The organism is Saccharothrix xinjiangensis (assembly GCF_039527585.1).
Lineage (GTDB): Bacteria > Actinomycetota > Actinomycetes > Mycobacteriales > Pseudonocardiaceae > Actinosynnema > Actinosynnema xinjiangensis.
Genome location: NZ_BAAAKE010000048.1, coordinates 12,609 through 33,610, shown reverse-complemented (window position 1 = coordinate 33,610; position 21,002 = coordinate 12,609). Strand labels below are relative to the sequence as shown.

General features: G+C 68.9%; 12 protein-coding genes. All 12 read left to right on the top strand.

Features of this window, described 5'->3' with window-relative positions; all coding sequences use genetic code 11:
- The coding region (locus ABD223_RS41855) for a glycoside hydrolase family 127 protein (protein WP_344043631.1) at positions 1 to 1,007 on the top strand (1,007 nt) is incomplete at its 5' end.
- Between the two features lie 563 nt (positions 1,008 to 1,570).
- Complete coding sequence (locus ABD223_RS41850) at positions 1,571 to 2,824, top strand: ABC transporter substrate-binding protein (RefSeq protein ID WP_344043629.1); 1,254 nt, start codon at positions 1,571 to 1,573, stop codon at positions 2,822 to 2,824.
- A gap of 65 nt (positions 2,825 to 2,889) precedes the next feature.
- A complete protein-coding gene (locus ABD223_RS41845; RefSeq protein ID WP_344043627.1) occupies positions 2,890 to 3,894 on the top strand; it encodes a carbohydrate ABC transporter permease in 1,005 nt (334 codons plus the stop codon).
- A gap of 107 nt (positions 3,895 to 4,001) precedes the next feature.
- Positions 4,002 to 4,784: a carbohydrate ABC transporter permease gene (locus tag ABD223_RS41840; protein WP_344043625.1), complete on the top strand. Its 783-nt coding sequence runs from the start codon at positions 4,002 to 4,004 to the stop codon at positions 4,782 to 4,784.
- Positions 4,785 to 4,846: 62 nt separating this feature from the next.
- Positions 4,847 to 6,376, top strand: a complete 1,530-nt coding sequence (locus ABD223_RS41835; RefSeq protein WP_344043623.1) for an alpha-N-arabinofuranosidase — start codon at positions 4,847 to 4,849, stop codon at positions 6,374 to 6,376.
- A gap of 275 nt (positions 6,377 to 6,651) precedes the next feature.
- Complete coding sequence (locus ABD223_RS41830) at positions 6,652 to 7,695, top strand: ROK family protein (RefSeq protein WP_344043621.1); 1,044 nt, start codon at positions 6,652 to 6,654, stop codon at positions 7,693 to 7,695.
- Positions 7,696 to 7,870: 175 nt separating this feature from the next.
- A complete protein-coding gene (locus ABD223_RS41825; protein WP_344043619.1) occupies positions 7,871 to 10,021 on the top strand; it encodes an alpha-galactosidase in 2,151 nt (716 codons plus the stop codon).
- Positions 10,022 to 10,402: 381 nt separating this feature from the next.
- Positions 10,403 to 13,240, top strand: a complete 2,838-nt coding sequence (locus ABD223_RS41820) for a glycoside hydrolase family 9 protein (protein WP_344043616.1) — start codon at positions 10,403 to 10,405, stop codon at positions 13,238 to 13,240.
- 222 nt (positions 13,241 to 13,462) lie between these two features.
- Positions 13,463 to 14,413: a lytic polysaccharide monooxygenase gene (locus tag ABD223_RS41815; protein ID WP_344043633.1), complete on the top strand. Its 951-nt coding sequence runs from the start codon at positions 13,463 to 13,465 to the stop codon at positions 14,411 to 14,413.
- A 25-nt stretch (positions 14,414 to 14,438) separates the two neighbouring features.
- The gene (locus ABD223_RS41810; RefSeq protein ID WP_344043613.1) at positions 14,439 to 16,154 is read left to right on the top strand and encodes a glycosyl hydrolase; all 1,716 of its coding nucleotides are present in this window, start codon (positions 14,439 to 14,441) and stop codon (positions 16,152 to 16,154) included.
- A gap of 324 nt (positions 16,155 to 16,478) precedes the next feature.
- Positions 16,479 to 18,809, top strand: coding sequence for a glycoside hydrolase family 3 N-terminal domain-containing protein (locus ABD223_RS41805; RefSeq protein WP_344043610.1), 2,331 nt, complete (start codon positions 16,479 to 16,481; stop codon positions 18,807 to 18,809).
- 97 nt (positions 18,810 to 18,906) lie between these two features.
- Complete coding sequence (locus ABD223_RS41800) at positions 18,907 to 20,943, top strand: cellulase family glycosylhydrolase (protein WP_344043608.1); 2,037 nt, start codon at positions 18,907 to 18,909, stop codon at positions 20,941 to 20,943.
- Positions 20,944 to 21,002: the final 59 nt, after the last annotated feature.

Genomic DNA, 21,002 nt, shown 5'->3' with positions numbered 1-21,002 from the left:
CCGGCGCCCACGGCTCCCGCCACCGCGACGAGGCGTTCGGCGACCCCTACGAACTGCCCGCCGACCGCGCCTACGCCGAGACCTGCGCCGCCATCGCGAGCGTCCAGTGGAACTGGCGGATGCTCCTGGCCACCGGCGAATCCCGCTTCGCGGACGAGCTGGAACGCGCGCTGTACAACGCGGTCGCGGGCTCCACCTCCCTGGAAGGGAAGCGCTTCTCCCAGTCCAACCCGCTGCACCTACGCACCGGCCACGACGGGTCGGAAGAGGACGCGCCCTCGCACCGACCGCCCTGGCACTCCCGCGCCTGCTGCCCGCCCAACCTGGCCCGCCTGATCGCCTCGCTGCACGGCTACACCACCACGACCGACCACGACGGCGTGCAGGTCCACCTCTACTCGGCCGGCACGATCCGCACCGAGGTCGACGGCTCCGCCGTGGAGATCACCACCCGCACCGACTACCCCTGGCACGGACGCGTCGAGCTGACCGTCACCGCCTCCGCACCGCTCACGTTGTCCCTGCGCGTGCCCGGCTGGTGCGCCTCGGCCCAAATCCATGTGGACGGGGCGGAGGTCGACGTGGAGCCCGAGGACGGTTACCTGAGGTTGCGGCGCGACTGGTCGGCCGGCGCCACCGTCGTACTCGACCTGGACATGCCCGTACGCGTGGTGCGACCGCACCCCCGCATCGACGCCATCCGCGGCTGCGTCGCCCTGACCCGCGGCCCCCTCGTCTACTGCGTCGAACAGGCCGACCTGCCCACCGACATCGTGCTGGAAGACGTCCGGATCGACCCCATCAATCCCGCGATCACCGGCCTGCGCGGCAGCCCGCAGGCGCTGACCGTGCGCGGAGCGGTCGAACCACCACCCACCGACAAGCTCTACACCGACGCTGTCCCCGCGACCAGCTCTCCGATCACCTTCGCCGCCGTTCCGTACTTCCTGTGGGGCAACCGGACACCCGGACCGATGCGGGTCTGGATGCCGACCACCACGGGATGACGCGATATCCCTGCTCCGGTCGTCCCTGCTGACCTGAAGAAACGCCTTTGTCGCGCATGTTGACAAACTTCTGAGGTGGCTCTTAGTTTGGGCGGGCACGAGCGATGGGCTCGGGTCGCGCACCATGCAGCTGTCAAGGGAGATGCCTCGCATGCGATTGCGTTCCTCCACATTCCCCGGCGTGGTCGCCGCCACCTTCCTTCCGCCGATGGGCTGCTCCGGGGAGTCACCAGGCGGGGCCGGACCCGTCACGCTCGAGCCCACATGATGCTGTCCGACCAGGACGTCCACCGCTCACCGTTGGGTTTCACACCTTGCTGTCCAAGGGCTCGGAATCACCAGCGCGTCCGTCGCGACCATCCGGCTCGGTGCGTTCGTGCTGTTCCAGCAACGGTTGTGGAAGTCCGATCTGCTGACAGCGGACTCAAGGGTATCGACGACGCGCCGGCCCACGGTGGATTCGGCTCCGACGGGGACGGCAGGCGGACGCGGGCACCAACCCCGAGCAACATCAACCTTAGGGAAGCATGATGAGACCAACGATACTGAACCTCACTGCGGCCGTGATCGCCGCCGCTCTGGTCCTCGCGAGCTGCTCGACCGACGGGTCCAAGCCACGAGCCGACGGTGAGATCGTCCTGGAGATCGCTACGTTCGGGGACTGGGGATATGCCCCCTACATTGAGCAGTGGGAGGCCAAGCACCCCAATGTCAGGGTCGAGTACGAGACCGCCGGCGGTGGTGACGACCAGCGTGAGAAGCTGCTCAACTTCCTCGGGCAGGGTTCCGGCCTGGCCTGTGTGGAGGCCTTAGAGGTCGACTGGCTCGGGGAGTTCAAGGGGTTCTCCGACCGCTTCGTCGACCTGTCCACCCCCGAGCTCGAAGACCGGTGGTTCGACTGGAAGTCGGAGATGGCGACCACGGACGACGGCAAACTTATCGGCTACGGCACCGACATCGGCCCTCAGGCCGTCGCCTACCGCGCCGACCTGTTCAAGGCGGCCGGTCTGCCCTCCGACCGCGAGATGGTCGCCGAATACCTCGGCGGGGACAACGCGACGTGGCAACGGTTCTACGAAGTCGGCGCGGAGTTCACGGCGCAGTCCGACGCGGCCTGGTTCGAATCGGTGCAGGGCGCCTACACCGCCATGGTCAACCAGATCGAGTACGCCTACGAGAACGAGGACGGCACGCGCAAGGACCTCGCCGGCTCCGAGATCGAGCGGATCTTTCGGACCGTGCTGGAACACGGCACCGGGCAGCAGCAGTCGGCGGGTCTGGCGCAGTGGTCCTCGGACTGGAACGCCTCCTTCAAGCGGAACGACACCTTCGCCGTCGTGCTGGCCCCGTCGTGGATGGCAGGCGTGATCAAGAACAACGCGGGTGAGGACTTCGTGGGTTGGGACATCGCCAACGTCTTCCCCGGCGGCGGCGGCAACTGGGGCGGCTCCTACCTCTCCGTCCCGGTCCAGTGCGAGTACCCCGAGCAGGCCAAGGACTTGGCCGCCTACCTCACCTCTCCCGAGGTGATGCTGGATCTGGTCGTGAAGAGCGGCGGCGGCACCCCGAGCCAGGTCGAGGCGATGAGCTCGCCGAAGCTCCTGCCGCTGACCAACCCGTTCTTCGACAATGCGCCCACCGGCCGGATCTGGGCCGATCGCGCCGCGGCGGTCAAGGTCGTTCCGTTCAAGGGCCCGAATTACAAGAAGGTGCACGACGTGATCGTCGCCGGTCTCAACCGGGTCGACGTGGACAAGTCGCAGAGCGTCGACCAGTCCTGGGCGCAGGTCCTCGCCGACCTCGCATCGCTCAACTGACGAGGCAGGCGGGCCGGGTCGGCACGGCCCGGCCCTGGCGGAAACGACTGGGAACGGAACCTCTGATGACGACCACACACAACCCGGCGACAGAGCCCGGAGCCGGTGCGTCGACCCGGGAACGCCGGCGTCCTCACCGCGGCCCCAGGCGACGGGGCACGGCCGCCGGACTCGACCTGCGGTTATCGCCGTATGTCTACATCGCGCCGTTCTTCGTCCTGCTCTTCCTGTTCGGGCTTGCGCCGATGTTCTACACCGCGTGGGTCGCGCTGCACGAGTGGCACCCCATCGGCGGGCAGGGTGCCTTCGTCGGCCTGGACAACTTCACCGCGGTCCTCGGCCAGGACATGTTCTGGAAATCGGTGTTCAACACCCTGTCGATCTTCGTTTTCACCGCGGTGCCTCAGTTGGTCGCGGCGATCTTCATCGCGGCGGTGCTGGACGCGAACCTGCGGGCCGGGACATTCTGGCGCATGGCCGTCCTGCTGCCCTACGTGGCCGCCCCGGTCGCGGTGGCGATCATCTTCTCCAACCTGTTCGGCAACCAGTTCGGGCTCGTCAACAACCTCCTCGCCACCGTCGGCCTGCCGCAGATCCAGTGGACCGGCTCCTCGACGGCCAGCCACATCGCGATCGCCACGATGGTCTCCTTCCGTTGGACCGGCTACAACGCGCTGATCCTGCTCGCCGGCATGCAGGCGATTCCCCGCGACCTGTACGAGGCGGCGAGCATCGACGGCGCGAACCGGGTGCGCCGCTTCTTCTCGGTGACCATCCCGATGCTGCGCCCGACGCTCATCTTCGTGATCATCACCGCCACCATCGGGAACCTGCAGACCTTCGACGAGGTCCGGATCTTCGGGGGCGCAGGCGGCAACGGACCCGTGGGCGGCGCCGACGGCCAGTGGAAGACGATCACGCTGTACCTGTGGGAGGTCGGCTGGCGGCAGGCCAACCTCGGCCGCTCCGCCGCGATCGCCTGGCTCCTCCTGCTCCTGATCGTTCTCATCGGATTGGTCAACCTGTTGGCCGCCCGGAAGATCGCCTCGGAGAACGGAGCCAAGCGATGACCACGACCCGCGGGTCCGGCGCCCGGCGGGCCGCGTCGCGCCCGGGTAGGCGCCGCCAGGCCTTCGGCGAGGCCCGCCGTCCCGGATGGGCCACCTACGCGACGCTGATGATCGTCGCCGCGATCGGTGCGTTCCCGTTCTACTGGACCATCGTGGTCGGCAGCTGGACCAATGACGTGATCTACTCCGACGAGCTCACGCTCACCATCGGGCCCAACCTGTTCGACTCGATCCGACGGGTCCTGACCGCCGACATCAACCTGGTCGCCGCGACCCTGAACTCGCTGTTCGTCGCGGCCACGACCGCGCTGGCCGTCGTGCTGTTCTCCACACTGGCGGGATTCTCCTTCGCGAAGCTTCGGTTCCGCGGCTCCCGCGTCCTGCTGGTCGCGGTCGTCGCCACGATGGCCGTCCCCGCTCAGCTCGGCATCGTCCCCCTCTACCTGCTCATGAACCACCTCAACCTGCGCGGCAGCCTCCTGGCGGTCATCCTGCCAGGCCTGGTCACCGCGTTCGGCGTGTTCTGGATGACCCAGTTCCTGCGCGGAGCGCTGCCCGATGAGCTGATCGACTCCGCGCGCATCGATGGCGCCTCGTTGATCAAGACGTTCTGGCATATCGCGCTGCCGGCGGCCCGGCCAGCGGCGGCGATGCTGTTCCTCTTCACCTTCGCCGGCAGCTGGACCAACTTCTTCTGGCCCTACATCATCCTCGACAGCAAGAGCGCCACCCTGCCCGTCGCCCTCCAGGGACTCCAGTCGCAGTACTACACCGACTACCCGCTTCTCCTCACCGGAGCGCTGCTGTCCACCGTCCCCCTGCTCATCCTCTTCGTGTTCGCGGGCAGGCAACTGGTCGCGGGCATCATGGCCGGAGCCATCAAAGGCTGACCCGACCCGCCACCCACCTCCCAGCAACGCTCGATACAACGTTCGACCACGAGGAGCCGTTCGTGACCGAAACCGCCGTCCGTGCCGTCGTCAACCTCGACGTCGAGGGTCCCGTCATCAACCGCCACGTGTACGGCCACTTCGCCGAGCACCTGGGCCGGTGCGTCTACGGCGGCTTCTACGTGGGGGAGGGGTCCGACCTCCCGAACGTGGGCGGCATCCGCCTCGACGTGGTCGAGGCCCTGCGCGCGCTCGACATTCCGAACCTGCGCTGGCCCGGCGGCTGCTTCGCCGACGAGTACCACTGGCGCGACGGCATCGGCCCCAAGCAGGACCGCCCCGTCATGGTGAACACCCACTGGGGCGGCGTCGAGGAGAACAACCACTTCGGCACGCACGAGTTCATGGCCCTGTGCGAGCTACTGGGCGCCGAGCCGTACATCGCCGGGAACGTCGGCTCCGGCACCGTCCGGGAGATGAGCGAGTGGGTGGAGTACCTGACCCGCCAGGGTGATTCCCCCACCGTGCGCGAGCGCAAGGCCAACGGCCGCGAAGAGCCGTGGCAGGTCCGGTTCTGGGGCTTGGGCAACGAGGCTTGGGGCTGCGGCGGCAACATGGCGGCTGAGCAGTACGCCCTGGAGGCCCGCCGTTACGCGACCTACTGCCGCGACTACGGCGACAACAAGCTCTACCGCATCGCCGCCGGTGCCGCGGAGTTCGACTACGCCTGGACCGAAAGCCTCATGAAGCAGCTCTCGCACCTGGGCTGCCAACGCGTCGAGCGCCCGCTGTACCAGGCGCTCTCGGTGCACTACTACACGATGCCCGGCACGTGGCAGGACAAGGGAGCCGCGACGGTCTTCACCGAGGACGACTACTACGCCACGATGCTCAGGGCCAACCGCACGGACGAGCTGCTCACCGGCCACGGACGCGTCATGGACCTGTACGACCCCACCAAGGAGATCGGGCTCGTACTCGACGAGTGGGGCACCTGGTGGAACGTGGAGCCGGGCACCAACCCGGGGTTCCTGTACCAGCAGAACACGATGCGCGACGCGCTCGTGGCGAGCCTGCACTTCGACATCTTCCACCGGCACGCCGACCGCCTGGTGATGGCCAACATCGCGCAGACGGTCAACGTGCTCCAGGCGATGATCCTGACCGACCCGGACTCCGGCGCGCTCGTGCTCACCCCCACCTACCACGTGTTCCGGATGAACAAGGGCCACCAGGATGCGGCGTCGCTGCGAGTCGACACCCCTGCTGGTATCCCGACCTGCGAGGTGGACGGCAAGCAGCTGCCGATGGTCTCGGTCTCAGCCTCCCGCAAGGACGGCCGCCTGCTCATCTCGCTGTCGAACCTGGACGCCGCCGCGGGCCAGGACGTCGAAATCGACCTGCGCGGCGGGACCGTGGACGACGTCGTGTCGACGATCCTCACCGCCGACACGCTTCAGGCCCACAACACGATCGAGGCGCCCGAAGCCGTGGCGCCGCGCGCGCACGAGGGAGTGGAGCTCGAGAGCTCGACACTGCGGGTGCACCTCCCGGCGCACTCCTTCGTGACTGTTGCAGCTGCTCTGTCGTAACCGGGCCGGCCACCGCAGCCGACAGTCTCACCTTCTGATACCTGCGAACCTCATTTCGGGAGTTGCAGGCGGTAGCGGACCGTGTCGGGATGGTGTGCGCGTCGGCTCCGTGGTCGATGGGTTCCTTACCGTGGTCGCGTACGGTGACGGCCATGTCACGTTTTACTGTCGCCGCGGACTCCGGCAGCGGCGTTCAGTCCTGGCCTCGGCTGTCCGCGTCGTCACGTGCGGCGCTGCGGCTGTTGTTGACGCGTGGTGGCCTGCCGCGTGCGGAGATGGCACGCATCCTGGGGCTGTCGCGGACCAGCCTGACTCGGGTGACGCGGGAGTTGCTCGAGGTAGGGCTGGTGCGGGAGGGCGTGATCGAGTTGCGGGCGACGACCGGCCGTCCTTCGGAGGTCTTGGAGGTGGTCTCGTCGGCGCACCACTTCCTGGGGATCAAGCTCACCGGTGACGCGTTGCACGCGGTCGTGACGGACCTGGCGGCGACCGTGCAGGAGCACTCGAGCGCGGCGCTCGAGGCCCAGGACGTCGCCCACGTGGTCGCGCAGATCGCGGCCCACGTCGAGGGTGTCCTGGGCAGGTTCCCCAAGTTGACGTCGGTCGGGATCAGCCTCGCTGGTGTGGTGACCGGCGCTCCGGGTGAAGAAGTGGTCCACCAGTCCCCGTTCCTCGGGTGGACGGAGGACGTGCCGCTCGCGCGGTTGGTCGCACGGGCGACGGGGTGCCCGGTCGTGGTCGAGAACGACGTAAGCGCGCTGACGGCGCTGGAGGCGTGGAGCCGGGTCGGCGCGGGTGTGTCGTCGATGGCCCTGGTCACGATCGGCGCGGGGCTCGGGTTCGGGTTTGTCATCGACGGGCGGGTGGTGCGTGGCGCCCACGGTGTCGCCGGGCGGCTGGATCACGTGGTCGTCGTCCCGGACGGGCCGGTGTGCGAGCGGGGCCACCAGGGTTGTGCGAGTGCGTTGCTCAACGAGGGCGCGGTGGTGCGCCATGCGGGTTCGGCGAGCGGTGACTACCGGGCGGTGATCGAAGCGGCACGTGCCGGCGACGGTCCGGAGCGGCGTGCGGTCGAGGCCGCAGGTGTGGCGCTGGGGCGACTGATCGGCCTGATCCTGAACACCATCGACCCAGAGAAGGTGGTACTCACCGGCGAAGGGCTGGACACCTACCGGATCGCGGCCGATGTCGTGCACGCCGAGATTGATCGGCTGGCCGAGGGTGGGGTGGGCAGCGCCGCGCTCGACGTGCAGGACTTCGACTTCTCGGAGTGGGCACGCGCGGCGGCGGGAACTGCCATTTCTGCCCTGCTGACCTGACCAAACGACTTTGTCGCGCATGTTGACAAACTCCTGAGGCGGCTCTTAGCGTGGGCGGGCATGAGCGATCGGGCTCGGACCGCGCAGCTGAAGGAGTCAAACTCGTGACAGGGGAGACCGTCGAGCGCCGACTGGTCGTGCCGGGCCGCAGGATGCGCGTCATGCGGGAGAGTCGGTGAGCGGAGCTGGGTCGTCGTGGCCCGGTCACCCGGTCGTGCTCGCGGCCGGCGGTGTGTCGCTCATGCTGGCTCCGCAGGCCGAGGGCCTGCCCGAGGTGCTGCACTGGGGCGCGGACCTCGGCCCGCTCGATGCGGAGGAGCTTGACCAGTTCCGGCTCGCGCGGCAGCGCGGGGTGTCGGCCAGCGCGCTGGACGAGCCGTGGCCGTTCACCCTGGCGCCCGGCGAGGGCGACGGGTGGGCGGGAGCACCGGGTCTGCTGCTGGAGTGGGAAGGCGGTCCGTTCCGCCCCCGTTGGCACGTCGACGGGTTCACCGTCACCTCCACCGACGTGACGGTGACCGCGTGGTCCGCCGGTATCGCGCTGGAGATCGACCTGGGTCTGGACGCGCACGGCGTCCTGCGCGTGCGACACCGGGTGCGTAATGAAGGGGCGACGCCGGTGCGCGTCGTCGTCGCCGACACGGTGCTGCCGTTGGACGACCGGGCGACCGAGCTGCTCGACTTCACCGGTCGCTGGACGCGTGAGCGGGTACCGCAACGGAGGCCCCGCACGCAGGGGACGGTGGTGCGCGAGTCCCGGCGCGGGCGCACCGGTCACGACTCGCCGACGTTGCTGGTGGCAGGCACCCCGGGTTTCGGCGACCGTCACGGTGAGTTGTGGGCCGCCCACCTTGCCTGGAGCGGCGACGCGCGCTACCGCGTGGACGACCTGCCCGAGGGCCGCGTCGCGATCGGCGTCGGGGAACTGCTGCGACCCGGCGAGGTCGAACTGGCCGCGGGGGAGGCCTTCCAGACCCCGGACGGCGTCTTCGTCTGGTCCGACCGAGGGCTCGACGGGGTGTCGGCCCGCCTGCACGCCTCACTGCGCGACCGGCCGCACCACCCCGTCTCCCCGCGACCGGTCGTGCTCAACACGTGGGAGGCCGTCTACTACGAGCACGACCTCCCGACCCTGCACCGGCTAGCCGACATCGCCGCCGACATCGGCGTGGAAAGGTTCGTGCTGGACGACGGATGGTTCCGCGGCCGGCGCAACGACCGCGCCGGGCTCGGCGACTGGGTCGTGGACGAGGCGGTGTGGCCCGACGGCCTGCACCCCCTGGTCGACCACGTGCGAGGCCTGGGCATGCAGTTCGGGCTGTGGGTCGAGCCGGAGATGGTCAACCTCGACTCCGACCTCGCCCGCGAGCACCCCGACTGGCTGTTGGTCCCGGATGCCGACCGGGCACGGACCATGCGCAACCAGCACGTGCTGGACCTCGCGCTGCCGGAGGTTCGCGAGCACCTGCTCAAGCACCTCTCGGCGCTGCTGGACGAGTACGACATCGCCTACCTCAAGTGGGACCAGAACCGCGACCTGCTCGAAGCCACCCACCTCGGCCGCGCGGGCGTCGACAGGCAGGTGCGCGCCCTCTACGACCTCCTCGACACCCTGCGCGCCCGGTACCCGGCACTGGAGATCGAGTCGTGCGCCTCCGGCGGCGCTCGCATCGACCTGGGCATCCTGGAGCGCACCGACCGGGTCTGGGCGTCGGACTCGAACGACCCCGTCGAGCGCATCCGGCTGCAGCGCTGGACCGAATTGCTGCTGCCGCCGGAATTGATCGGCAGCCACGTCGGCGCGCCCCGGTCCCACATCTCCGGCCGGCACGCCGACCTGGGCTTCCGCATCTCCACCACGCTGTTCGCCTCACCCGGTCTGGAATGGGACCTCACCGCCTGCGGCCCGCACGAGCTGGACGTCCTGACCGCGTGGATCGACTTCTACCGCCGCGTGCGTCCCACCCTGCACACCGGGGAGCTCGTCCACGACACCCCGACCGACGGCGGAGCGCTGCTCACCGGAGCAGTCGCCCCCGATCGCGCCTACGCGGTGTACCGCCTATCGCGCACCGACTCCGGCGACCGCGCCGTGCCGCCTCCGATCCGCCTGCCCGGCCTCGATCCGACCCGGCGGTACCGGGTGCGCGTGGTCGACGAACTGCCCGCAGCCCGTCTGCTCGACGTCCGGCCACCGGCGTGGATCACCGCCGGCGCGACCGTCGCCACCGGTCGCGTGCTGGCCGAAGCCGGTCTCGCCGCACCGCTCCTGGCACCGGCCCAAGCACTGGTGCTCGAACTCACCACGCTGGACGGAGGTGCTTGACACCCGCATCCCGCCAACCCGCCGGTACTTGCCCGGCCCATGTCCCAGGAAAGCCGACCCCATTTCGGAATAACGTGCGTGACGCGGTCGCCCGATCATTCGTGCGACCGGTTGCGGGTTATTTCGACACTGAGGCGTGCATTCGTTATTTCGTGCGCGATAGTTGAAGTCGTCCGGAAGTCATGACTGCTCATTGAGCCGATCGGAGGCTTTCTGGATTTTCTTGGGACACTTACAGTTGCTTCTGGGAGCGCTCCCGGAAATAGTTCCAAAAACCGCTGTCAACCGTCAGAGTAGACGGAGGAGAACAGTTCGATGACATCACGTCTCCTTTCCCGGTGGCGCCGGCCAGCCGCTGCCGCCCTCGCGGCGGCACTGGCGATGAGCGGTGCTCTCGCCACAGGCACCGCCCGCGCGGCGGAGTACAACAGGATCCTCAACGGCACGTTCGGCAGCGGTACCACTGATCCGTGGTGGGCCAATGACAAGGTGTCGGCCGCGGCCGTCAACGGCGAGATGTGCGCGACGGTCGCCGCCGGCGCATCTGATCTGTGGAGCGCCCTGCTCGGCCAGAACGGCGTGCCGTTCGAAGCCGGGCAGTCCTACACGATGAGCTTCGACGCCTATGCCGCCGCGCCGCGGCCGATGGCGGTCGTCATCGGCCAGGGTGTGCCGCCATACCAGGAGATGCTCAAGCGCGAGTTCCAGTTGGGCACCACCAAGCAGCGGCACAGCTTCACGTTCACCGCCACGATGGACTTCCCCGACGCGGGCAGCGGGCAGATGAACTTCCACCTCGGCGGCCAGTCGGCCGAGAGTCGGATCTGCTTCGACAACGTGTCGCTGACCGGAGGGTTGAAGGCGCCGGGCGAGGGCTACACGCCGCCGCCGAAGAAGGTTCAGGTCAACCAGGTCGCTTACGTGCCCGGCCTGTCCAAGCAGGCCACCCTGGTGTCGGCCGCGACCACGCCCCAGACCTGGGTGCTGAAGAACTCGTCGGGGACGACGGTGGCCACCGGCCAGTCGACGCCCAAGGGACTGGACGCCGCCTCCGGTGACTCGACGCATCTGATCGACTTCTCGTCGTTCGACACCCCCGGTACCGGCTACACGCTCAGCGTGGGCGCGGCCACGAGCTTCCCGTTCGACATCGCGACGGACGAGATCAAGAAGCTGCGGTACGACTCGCTGGCGTACTTCTACCACAACCGCAGCGGCATCCCGATCGAGGCGCAGTACGTCGGCGCGCAGTACTCGCGCCCCGCCGGTCACGTCGATGTCGCACCCAACAAGGGCGACAGCGCGGTGCCGTGCCGCGCGTACCTCAACTGCGGTTACACGCTGGACGTGCGCGGCGGCTGGTACGACGCGGGCGACCACGGCAAGTACGTCGTCAACGGCGGCATCTCGGCGTGGCAGGTGCTCAACACCTACGAGCGCGCGAAGCTGATCGGCGACGCCGCCCCGCTGGGCGACGGCAAGCTGAACATCCCGGAGAAGGCCAACGGGGTGCCGGACATCCTGGACGAGGCCCGCTGGGAGGTCGAGTTCCTGCTGAAGATGCAGGCGCCCGACGGCCTGGTCCACCACAAGATGCACAGCGAGCACTGGACCGGCCTGCCTACGCGACCCGACCAGGACCCGCACCAGCGCTACCTCTCGGCGACCAGCACCGCGGCGACGCTGAACATGGCCGCCGTGGCGGCTCAGACGGCCCGCATCTGGAAGACGATCGACCTGGCGTTCTCGGCGAAGGCGCTCGCGGCGGCTACCAAGGCCTACGCGGCGGCCAAGGCCAACCCGGCCAAGTTCGACAACGGCTTCGACAGCGGTGGCGGCGGGTACGGCGACGACCGGCTGACCGACGAGTTCTACTGGGCCGCGGCGGAGATGTTCACCACCACCGGTGAAGCGTCCTACCGGGCCGACCTGACCTCGTCGCCCCACTTCAAGGGCACGAGCCTGAACGCGCGCGGCTTCGACTGGCAGTCCACCGGCCCGCTGGGCGACATCACGCTGGCGCTCGTGCCCAACGGCCTGCCCGCCGCGGACATCGCGGCCACCAGGTCCGCGTTCACCGTCATCGCCGACCAGCACCTGGCGCAGGTGGCGAACGAGGGCTACCCGACCCCGTACCGCACGGGCGACGGTGGCTACGACTGGGGCTCCAACGGCCTGGTGGCCAACAACATCTCGGTGTTGGCGCTGGCGCACGACTTCACCGGCCAGGCCAAGTACCGCGACGGCGTCTACAACGCGCTGGGCTACCTGCTGGGCCGCAACCCCATGAGCACCTCCTACGTCGCGGGCTACGGCGACCAGGCGTTCAAGAACGGCCACCACCGGTTCTGGGCCAACCAGCTCGACCCCGCGCTGCCGATCACGCCGCCGGGCACCCTTTCCGGCGGCCCGAAGAGCGGCGACCGCGACTCGCACGCCCAACGCCTCATCCCGGCCGACTGCAAGCCCCAGAAGTGCTGGGTCGACCACATCCAGGCATACACGGTCAACGAGGTCACGATCAACTGGAACTCGGCCCTCGCCTGGGTCGCGAACTGGGCAGCGGAGAAGGCGGGCGGCACGACGACGCCCGTCGAGGACACCACCCCGCCGTCGGCGCCGGGCGCCCCGGCCGCGTCCGACATCACCGCCACCGGCATGAAGCTCACCTGGAACGCGGCGACGGACGCGGAGAGCGGCGTCAAGAACTACGACGTCGTCGCCCTCGACGGCGGCGCACAGCGCGTCGTCACCACCGTGTCGGGCACGTCGGCGACCCTGACCGGTCTGAAGGCCGACACCCCCTACACGTTCGCGGTCGTCGCCCGCAACGGCGCCAACCTGACGTCAGCGGCGTCGCAGACGACGGCCGTGCGGACCAGGCCGGACACCACCCCGACCAGCGGCTGCAAGGTCACCTACACCGCGAACTCCTGGTCCAGCGGTCTCACGGCGAGCGTCACGATCACCAACACCGGCGCCACCGCGTGGAACTCGTGGACGCTGAAGTTCGCCTTCCCCGGCGATCAGAAGCTCACCCACGGCTGGTCGGCCGACTGGACGCAGACCGGCACCGACATCACCGCCAGGAACGCCTCGTGGAACGGCAATATCGGCCCTGGTGGTTCGACCTCGGTCGGGTTCAACGCCTCGCACAGCGGCCACAACCCCGATCCCACCGCGTTCGCGGTCAACGGCCAGTCCTGCACCAAGGGCTGAACCAGCGGCAACGCCCGACTCCGGGCCGTCGGCACCCTCCCGCGCCGACGGCCCGGCCCCCTCAGGAAGCCGACCTCAACGATCAATGGAGATCCGGTGGAACCCATGCACCGCTTACCGGACAACGCCCCCCACCGACGTCCACAGCCGCCGGTGACCTCGAAGAAGGCCGCTTGGCGGGCATCGGCGACGCTGAGCGCCTGCGTTGCGCTGTTGGCCACCGTGCTGGTGACCTTCGGCGCGGGCAGCGCCGCCGCGCACGGCGCGGTGAGCGACCCGCCGTCGCGCCACTACGGCTGTTACCACCACTGGACCAGCGGCGCGTCGCAGCAGATGGCCGTCGAGGACCCCATGTGCTACCAGGGGTGGCAGGCCGACGCGTCCGCGATGTACAACTGGAACGGCCTGTTCCGCGAGGGCGTCGCGGGCAACCACCAGGGAGCCATTCCCGACGGGCAGCTGTGCAGCGGCGGTCTGGCCCACAACGGCCGTTACGCCGCTTTCGACAAGCCCGGCAACTGGCGGACCACCGACCGGCCCAGCCGGTTCACCCTGAACCTGCACGACCAGTCCTTGCACGGCGCGGACTACATCCGCGTCTACGCCACCAAGCAAGGCTTCGACCCCAGGATCCAGGCGTTGAAGTGGAGCGACCTGGAACTGGTCGGCCAGACCGGCCGGATCCCCACCGGCCCTCGAACGCCGGTCGAGATCGACGCCTCAGGTCGCACGGGCCACCACGTGCTGTTCACGGTGTGGCAGGCCAGCCACCTCGACCAAAGCTATTACGCCTGCAGTGACGTCAACTTCACCGACGGCGGCACCAACCCGACCACCACGACTCCGACCACCACCACGACCGGTAACCCCTCGGTGGGGTGCTCGGCCACCCTCAGGGTCGTCTCGCAGTGGTCCGGCGGCTTCCAGGCCGAGGTGCGTGTGACCGCCGACGCCACGCCGGCCTCCGGCTGGACGGTGAGCTGGACCTTCACCAATGGTGAGCGGATCAACCACGCGTGGAGCGCGACAGTGACCACGGACGGCTCCACCATCACCGCCCGCAACGCCGCCTACAACGGCACAGTGGGCGCAGGCACGGCCGCCACCTTCGGCTTCATCGGCTTCGGCGTCGCCAGCCCACCCGCCCTCACCTGCACGGCGGACCAGCCCTGACCAACGGCGTGAAGGGAGCACTGACATGCGATCTGTTCTCGGGGCCGCCTTGCTGTTGACGGCGCTCGCACCACCTTTCCCGGCTGCGGCAACCGACACCTGGATCGAGGCCGAGACGGGTGCCCTGAACGGCACCGCGGTCGAGTCGAGCCTGACGGGTTATTCCGGCACCGGGTACGTGGACGGGTTCGACCAGGCTTCGGACTCCGTCACCATCACCATCCCGGGCAGCCCTGGCGGGCTGCACGACCTCACCATCCGCTACGCCACCCCGCACGGCGGGAAGTCCGCCTCGTTGTCGCTCAACGGCAGCGGCCTGGGTGACGTGTCATTCCCCGCAAATCCGACGTTCACCACGATCCCAGCGGGCAAGGCGCTACTGCGGCCCGGCGACAACACCATCACCATCACCACCAACTGGGGCTGGTACCTGATCGACGCGATCAAGGTGACCCCCACTGCACCGCGACCGCCGCACCAGGTGACCGGCGCGTTGACCGACCCGGCCGCCACCGCGGAGGCCAAGGGGCTGATGCGGTACCTGACCGACAACTACGGCAAGAACATCCTGTCGGGCCAGCAGGACCAGGCCAGCATCGACTGGGTCGAGCAGAACATCGGCAAGGTCCCGGCGGTGGGCGGCTACGACCTGATGGACTACTCGCCCAGCCGGGTCGAGCGCGGTACCAGGGGCCAGGATGTGGACCGCGCCCTGGCGTACGACGCCCGCGGCGGGATCGTCACGATGGTGTGGCACTGGAACGCGCCGTCCGGCCTGATCGACCAGCCCGGCAAGGAGTGGTGGCGCGGCTTCTACACCGACGCCACGACCTTTGACGTGGCCGCCGCACTGGCCAATACCAGCTCGACCGACTACCAGCTGCTGATCCGGGACATGGACGCGATCGCCGTGCAGCTCAAGCGCCTGGCGGACGCGAAGGTGCCGGTGCTGTTCCGACCGTTGCACGAGGCCGAGGGCGGCTGGTTCTGGTGGGGCGCCAAGGGGCCCGGCCCGGCCAAGCAGCTGTGGCGGATCCTGCACGACCGGCTGGTGAACCACCACGGGTTGCACAACCTGATCTGGGTGTGGAACTCGATCTCGCCGGACTGGTACCCCGGTGACGACGTGGTCGACGTGGTCAGCGCGGACGTCTACCTGCCGTCGGGCGACCACAGCGCGGCCGTGGGCCAGTACGAACGGTTGGTGCAGCTGGGCGGCGACAAGAAGTTGGTCGCGCTGGGCGAGGTCGGCTCCATCCCCGACCCCGACCTGGTCCGCGCCTACGAGGCCCGCTGGTCCTGGTTCGTCGCCTGGTCGGGGGCCGTCCAGGACGGCGTGGCCAACCCGCGCGACTTCGTCCAGCGCGTCTACAACCACGCCAACGTCATCACCCTCGACGAGCTGCCCGACTTCAAGGACCCCGGTAACCAGCCGGAGCCCACGGACGGTTGCGCCGCCACGCTACGCGTGACCAACCAGTGGCCCGGCGGCTACCAGGGCGAGGTCACCGTGAAGAACCAGAAGCCCACGGCGGTCACCGGCTGGCAGGTCACCTGGACGCTTGCCGCGGGCCAGGGCGTCCAGAACGCCTGGAACACCGACCTGTCCAGCTCCGGCTCGACCGTGACCGCGAAGAACGCGTCGTGGAACGGCACGATCAAGCCGGGGGAGACCGCCTCGTTCGGCTTCATCGGCAGCGGCACACCGTCGGCGGCCGCGCTGACCTGCACCACTACCTGACCGTTCTGGTAGGGCGCTGGCAGCGACGGTGGACGGACGCGTGTCTGCCCCATGCTCCACAGTGGCCTGCTCTGGGTGGCATACCGACGACCGGGTGCCACCCAGAGCCGGAACGGGACACCGCGCTCACCCCGAACGGCTGCCCCACCGCCCGCATCGTCGACTGCAACGGCGCCTTGGCCGCTGGGGCGAGCGCCACCTCACCGCCTTCAGGGCGATTGATCCGACGCCAACAGGCCGTCCACCCCGACCTTCGCGACCGCCGGAGCCCTCGGCGCGGCGTTCAAGGGCTGACCCACCGCAAGGACAACCATGACGTCGCCGATGACTACCGACTTGGACGCGGCTTGGCGCGACTGCGACCTCCCGGTGCACGACCGCGTGGAAGCGTTGCTGGCGGCCATGACGTTGGAGGAGAAAGTCGCCCAGCTCGGTACGGTCTGGCTCGACCGGAACGGCGGTTCCGCGACCGGTTCCGCGCCGATCCCCGAGGTGTTCACCGCGTCAGCGACCGGGACTGTCGACGACCTGGTGCGCGGGGGGATCGGGCATCTCATCCGTGTGTTCGGCAACGCCCCGGTCACGGTAGCCGAAGGCGTGCAGCGGCTGCGCGCGCTTCAGGAACGGGTGGTGGCGGGCAACCGGTTCGGGATTCCGGCCATCGTGCACGAGGAGTGCCTAACAGGGTTCGCCACCCTCGGCGCGACCGTCTACCCGACGCCGCTGGCGTGGGCGGCGACCTTCGACGTCGAGTTCGTGCGCGAGATGGCCTCGGCCATCGGACGTGACCTGCGGTCGGTGGGTGTGCACCAGGGCTTGGTGCCGGTGCTGGACGTGGTGCGCGACTACCGGTGGAGCCGGATGGAGGAGATGCTGGGGGAGGACCCGTACCTGGTGGGGCAGCTCGGCGCGGCGTACGCGCGGGGATTGGAGGAGGCCGGGGTCGTCGCCACGGTCAGGCACTTCGCCGGGTACGCCGCTTCCCCTGCCGCCCGCAACCGCGCCTTGGCCGGGATCGGGCCGCGTGAGCTGGCCGACGTGATCCTGCCACCATTCGAGACCGCGTTGCGCGATGGTGGCGCCCGGTCGGTGATGAGCTCCTGCACGGACGTCGACGGCGTGCCTGTTGCGGCGAATGGGGAGCTGTTCCGCGACTTGCTGAGCGAGGGGTGGGCGTTCACCGGCACGGTGGTGGCCGATCACCGGGTCATCCTGTTTGTTGCCTCGATGGAGCGGGCTTTCGCGGAAGGGGAGAAGAGCCAGGTGCTCGCGTTGCGGGCAGGCAACGACGGGGAACTACCTGAGACTCGCAGCTACGGCGAGCGCCTGGTCGGACACGTGCGTACCGGCGGTGTCGAGGAATCCCTGGTGGACGAGTCGGTTCGCCGGGTGCTGCGGCAGAAGGTCGAGCTGGGCCTGTTCGACGACGACCCTCTCGTGCTGGTCAGCCCGCACGAGGTGGATCTGGACAGCGCCGACAACCGGTGGGTCGCCCGCACGGTGGCCGAGCGCTCGGTCGTACTGCTGGCCAACGACCGCTCGACGCTGCCGCTGAACCTGCCCCTGAGCAGGATCGCCATCGTCGGCGCCTGTGCGAACGACCCGCTCACCCTGCTGGGTTGTCACGCTTTTCCGCACCAGGTGCTGCGCCGTTGTCCCGAGCGCGGCGCGGGTGTGCCCATCGCGACGATCAGACGGCAGGTCGAAGCCGAGTTTCCGCAGTCCATCGTCCACTACGCGCGGGGCGCCGAGGTGACGGTTGGCGACGATTCCGGCATCGCCGAAGCCGTCCACGCCGCCACCCTCGCCGACGTCGTCCTGCTGTTCATCGGCGACGGCACCGCGGTCGAGAGCTGTGACGTGCCCGACCTGAGCCTGCCGGGAGCGCAGGATCGCCTGGTCGAGGCCGTGTTGGCCACTGGTACGCCGACCGTGCTGGTCGTGGTGTCCGGACGGCCCTACGCCCTGGGTGACTACGCCGGCCGCGCCGCCGCGGTGGTGCAGGCTTTCTTCCCTGGGATAGAGGGTGCCTCGGCCGTGGCCGGGGTGCTCAGCGGGCGGATCAACCCGTCCGGGCGGCTGCCGGTGCAGGTTCCCCGGCTGCCATGGGTGTACCCCTCGACCTACCTCCAACCACTGCCGGGCGCGTGGACCGGCGGGGATTCGGCGCTGGACCCGACCCCGCTGTACCCGTTCGGGCACGGCCTGTCCTACACGACCGTGCGCTACGAGACGCTGGGCCTCACCAGCGATGAAGCACCGACCACCGGGTCTGTGGAGGCCGGGGTCGTCGTGCGCAACACCGGGCACCGCGCCGTGGACGAGGTCGTGCAGCTCTACGCGTCCGGCCCGGCAGACCAGGTGACGCGCCCGCCGGTCCGACTCATCGGGTTCACCCGCGTCGCACTGGAGCCAGGGCAGGCCCGGCTGGTGGTCTTCGAGGTGCCCGCCGAGGCGTTCTCCTTCACCGGCGTCAACGGCCGCCGTGTCGTCGAACCCGGCCGGATCACCCTATCCACCGGCCCGTCCTCAGCCGACCTGCCACTGAGCACCGACGTCTGGTTGACCGGCGAACCGGCTCATCCCGGACACGACCGGCGACTGACCACCACGCACGTCATCCGCGACCTGGACGAACGGGAGGACGACCGGTGAGACCCCCGAGGTCCTGGCACCGATCGCAACCGCGCGGTGCGCACACCGGCTCGTCCGGTGCAACGAGGAACCCCCTACAGCAAAGGACAGTGAAGTCTTGAGCTACCGCGACATACGTAGAACTCTCCGCCGACTCGGCGTGATAGCCACCGGCTTGGCCGCCATGCTGGTGACGGTGGTGGTCCCGGGCACCAGCGCCCAGACAGCACCGGGCTGCCGCGTCGACTACTCCGTGCCGTCCCAGTGGCCGGGTGGTTTCACCGCCGACGTGCGCGTCACCAACCTCGGAGACCCGGTCAACGGCTGGCGCGTGGGCTGGACGTTCCCGTCGGGGCAGCAGGTCCAGCACGCCTGGAACGCGACGGTCACCTCGTCGGGTGCGCAGGTCACCGCGGTGAACGCGAGCTACAACGCGAACATCGCCACCGGCGGGTCGGTCTCCTTCGGGTTCAACGGCTCGTGGTCGGGCGGCAACATCTCACCCGCCGCGTTCACGCTCAACGGTGTCACCTGCACCGGGCGCGTCGTTGACGAGCCGCCGCCGACCGCCCCGAAGGCGGTGGTGGCTGCGATGCAACCGGGCTGGAACCTGGGCAACACGTTGGACGCCATCCCGGACGAGACGGCGTGGGGCAACCCACTCACCACCCGCGAACTGCTGCGCCACGTCCGTTCCGAGGGGTACAAGAGCATCCGCCTGCCGATCACGTGGACCAACCACCACGGACCCGGTCCCGGCTACACCATCGACCCGGTCTGGCTGGGCCGCGTCCGCGACATCGTCAACTGGTCGCTCGAAGAAGGCCTCTACGTGATGATCAACCTGCACCACGACTCGTGGCAGTGGATCAACACTTACCCCACCGACCGCGCGAACGTGCTCGCCAGGTACAACGCCCTGTGGTCCCAGATCGCCACCACCTTCCGCGACCACTCCCCGAAGCTGGTGTTCGAGAACATCAACGAACCCCAGTTCGCCGGCACCGCCAACGACGAGGAGAACTACCGGGCGCTGCACGAGCTCAACGCCGAGTTCCACCGTATTGTCCGCAGCTCCGGCGGCGGTAACACCACCCGCCTGCTCGTGCTGCCCACCCTGCACACCAACGCCGACCAGGGCCGCCTGGACGCGTTCATGGACAGCTACGACCAGCTGCGCGACACCAACATCGCCGCGACGGTCCACTTTTACGGCTTCTGGCCGTTCAGCGTGAACATCGCGGGCTACACCCGCTACAACGCCGAAGTGGAAAAGGACCTGGTCGACACCTTCGACCGGGTGCACACCACGTTCGTCTCCCGCGGCATCCCCGTGATCATCGGCGAGTGGGCGTTGCTCGGCTACGACCGCAACCGGCCCGGTGTCATCGAGCGGGGCGAACTCCTCAAGTTCTTCGAGGCGGTCGGCTACCACGCCAGGACCCGCGAGCTGACCACCATGCTCTGGGACGCGGCCTCGTTCCTCAACCGGCCTGAGCTGCGGTGGCGCGATCAGGGCTTGCACGACTTGATCAGGTCCAGCTGGACTGAGCGTTCCGGCACGGCGTCCTCCGACCAGGTCTACCTGCCGCGCAGCGGTGTCATCACGGCCAAGTCGTTGACGTTGAACCTGAACGGCACCCTGTTCCAGGGCGTGCGACACGGCGGCACCGACCTGGTCAACGGCATCGACTACACCGTGTCGGGCTCCACGCTCACGCTCACCGCGTCGGCTTTGACCCGACTGGCCGGCAACCGCGACTACGGCGTCAACACCGCCGTCGAGGCCCGCTTCTCCCAAGGTGTGCCGTGGCGGATCGAAATCATCAGCTCCGATCCGCCCACCCACACAGCCTCGACCGGTACGACCGCGTCCTTCAGCATCCCCACCCAGTTCCGCGGCGACCAACTCGCCACCATGGAGGCCAAGTACGCCGACGGCACTCCCGCCGGACCGGCCAACTGGACCACGTTCAAGGAGTTCGGACACATCTTCGAGCCCGACTACGCCGCCGGCCGGTTGATCCTCAAGCCGGACTTCTTCACCGAGGTCAAGGACGGCCCCGTCCAGCTCACGTTCCACTTCTGGAGCGGCGCGCAGACCACCTACCGGATCACCAAGTCAGGCACCGCGGTCACCGGTAGCCCACGTTGACCGGAGGCCCCCAGTCGTCGACACCCTCACGGCACGTGACCAGGGGCGTCGACGACTGG

Excerpts from the sequence above, each read along its gene's own strand:
- ABD223_RS41810 (WP_344043613.1), top strand. The coding sequence starts at position 14,439 with ATGCGATCTGTTCTCGGGGCCGCCTTGCTGTTGACGGCGCTCGCACCA.
- ABD223_RS41840 (WP_344043625.1), top strand. The coding sequence starts at position 4,002 with ATGATCGTCGCCGCGATCGGTGCGTTCCCGTTCTACTGGACCATCGTG.
- ABD223_RS41820 (WP_344043616.1), top strand. The coding sequence starts at position 10,403 with ATGAGCGGTGCTCTCGCCACAGGCACCGCCCGCGCGGCGGAGTACAAC.
- ABD223_RS41830 (WP_344043621.1), top strand. The coding sequence starts at position 6,652 with ATGGCACGCATCCTGGGGCTGTCGCGGACCAGCCTGACTCGGGTGACG.
- ABD223_RS41805 (WP_344043610.1), top strand. The coding sequence starts at position 16,479 with ATGACTACCGACTTGGACGCGGCTTGGCGCGACTGCGACCTCCCGGTG.
- ABD223_RS41845 (WP_344043627.1), top strand. The coding sequence starts at position 2,890 with ATGACGACCACACACAACCCGGCGACAGAGCCCGGAGCCGGTGCGTCG.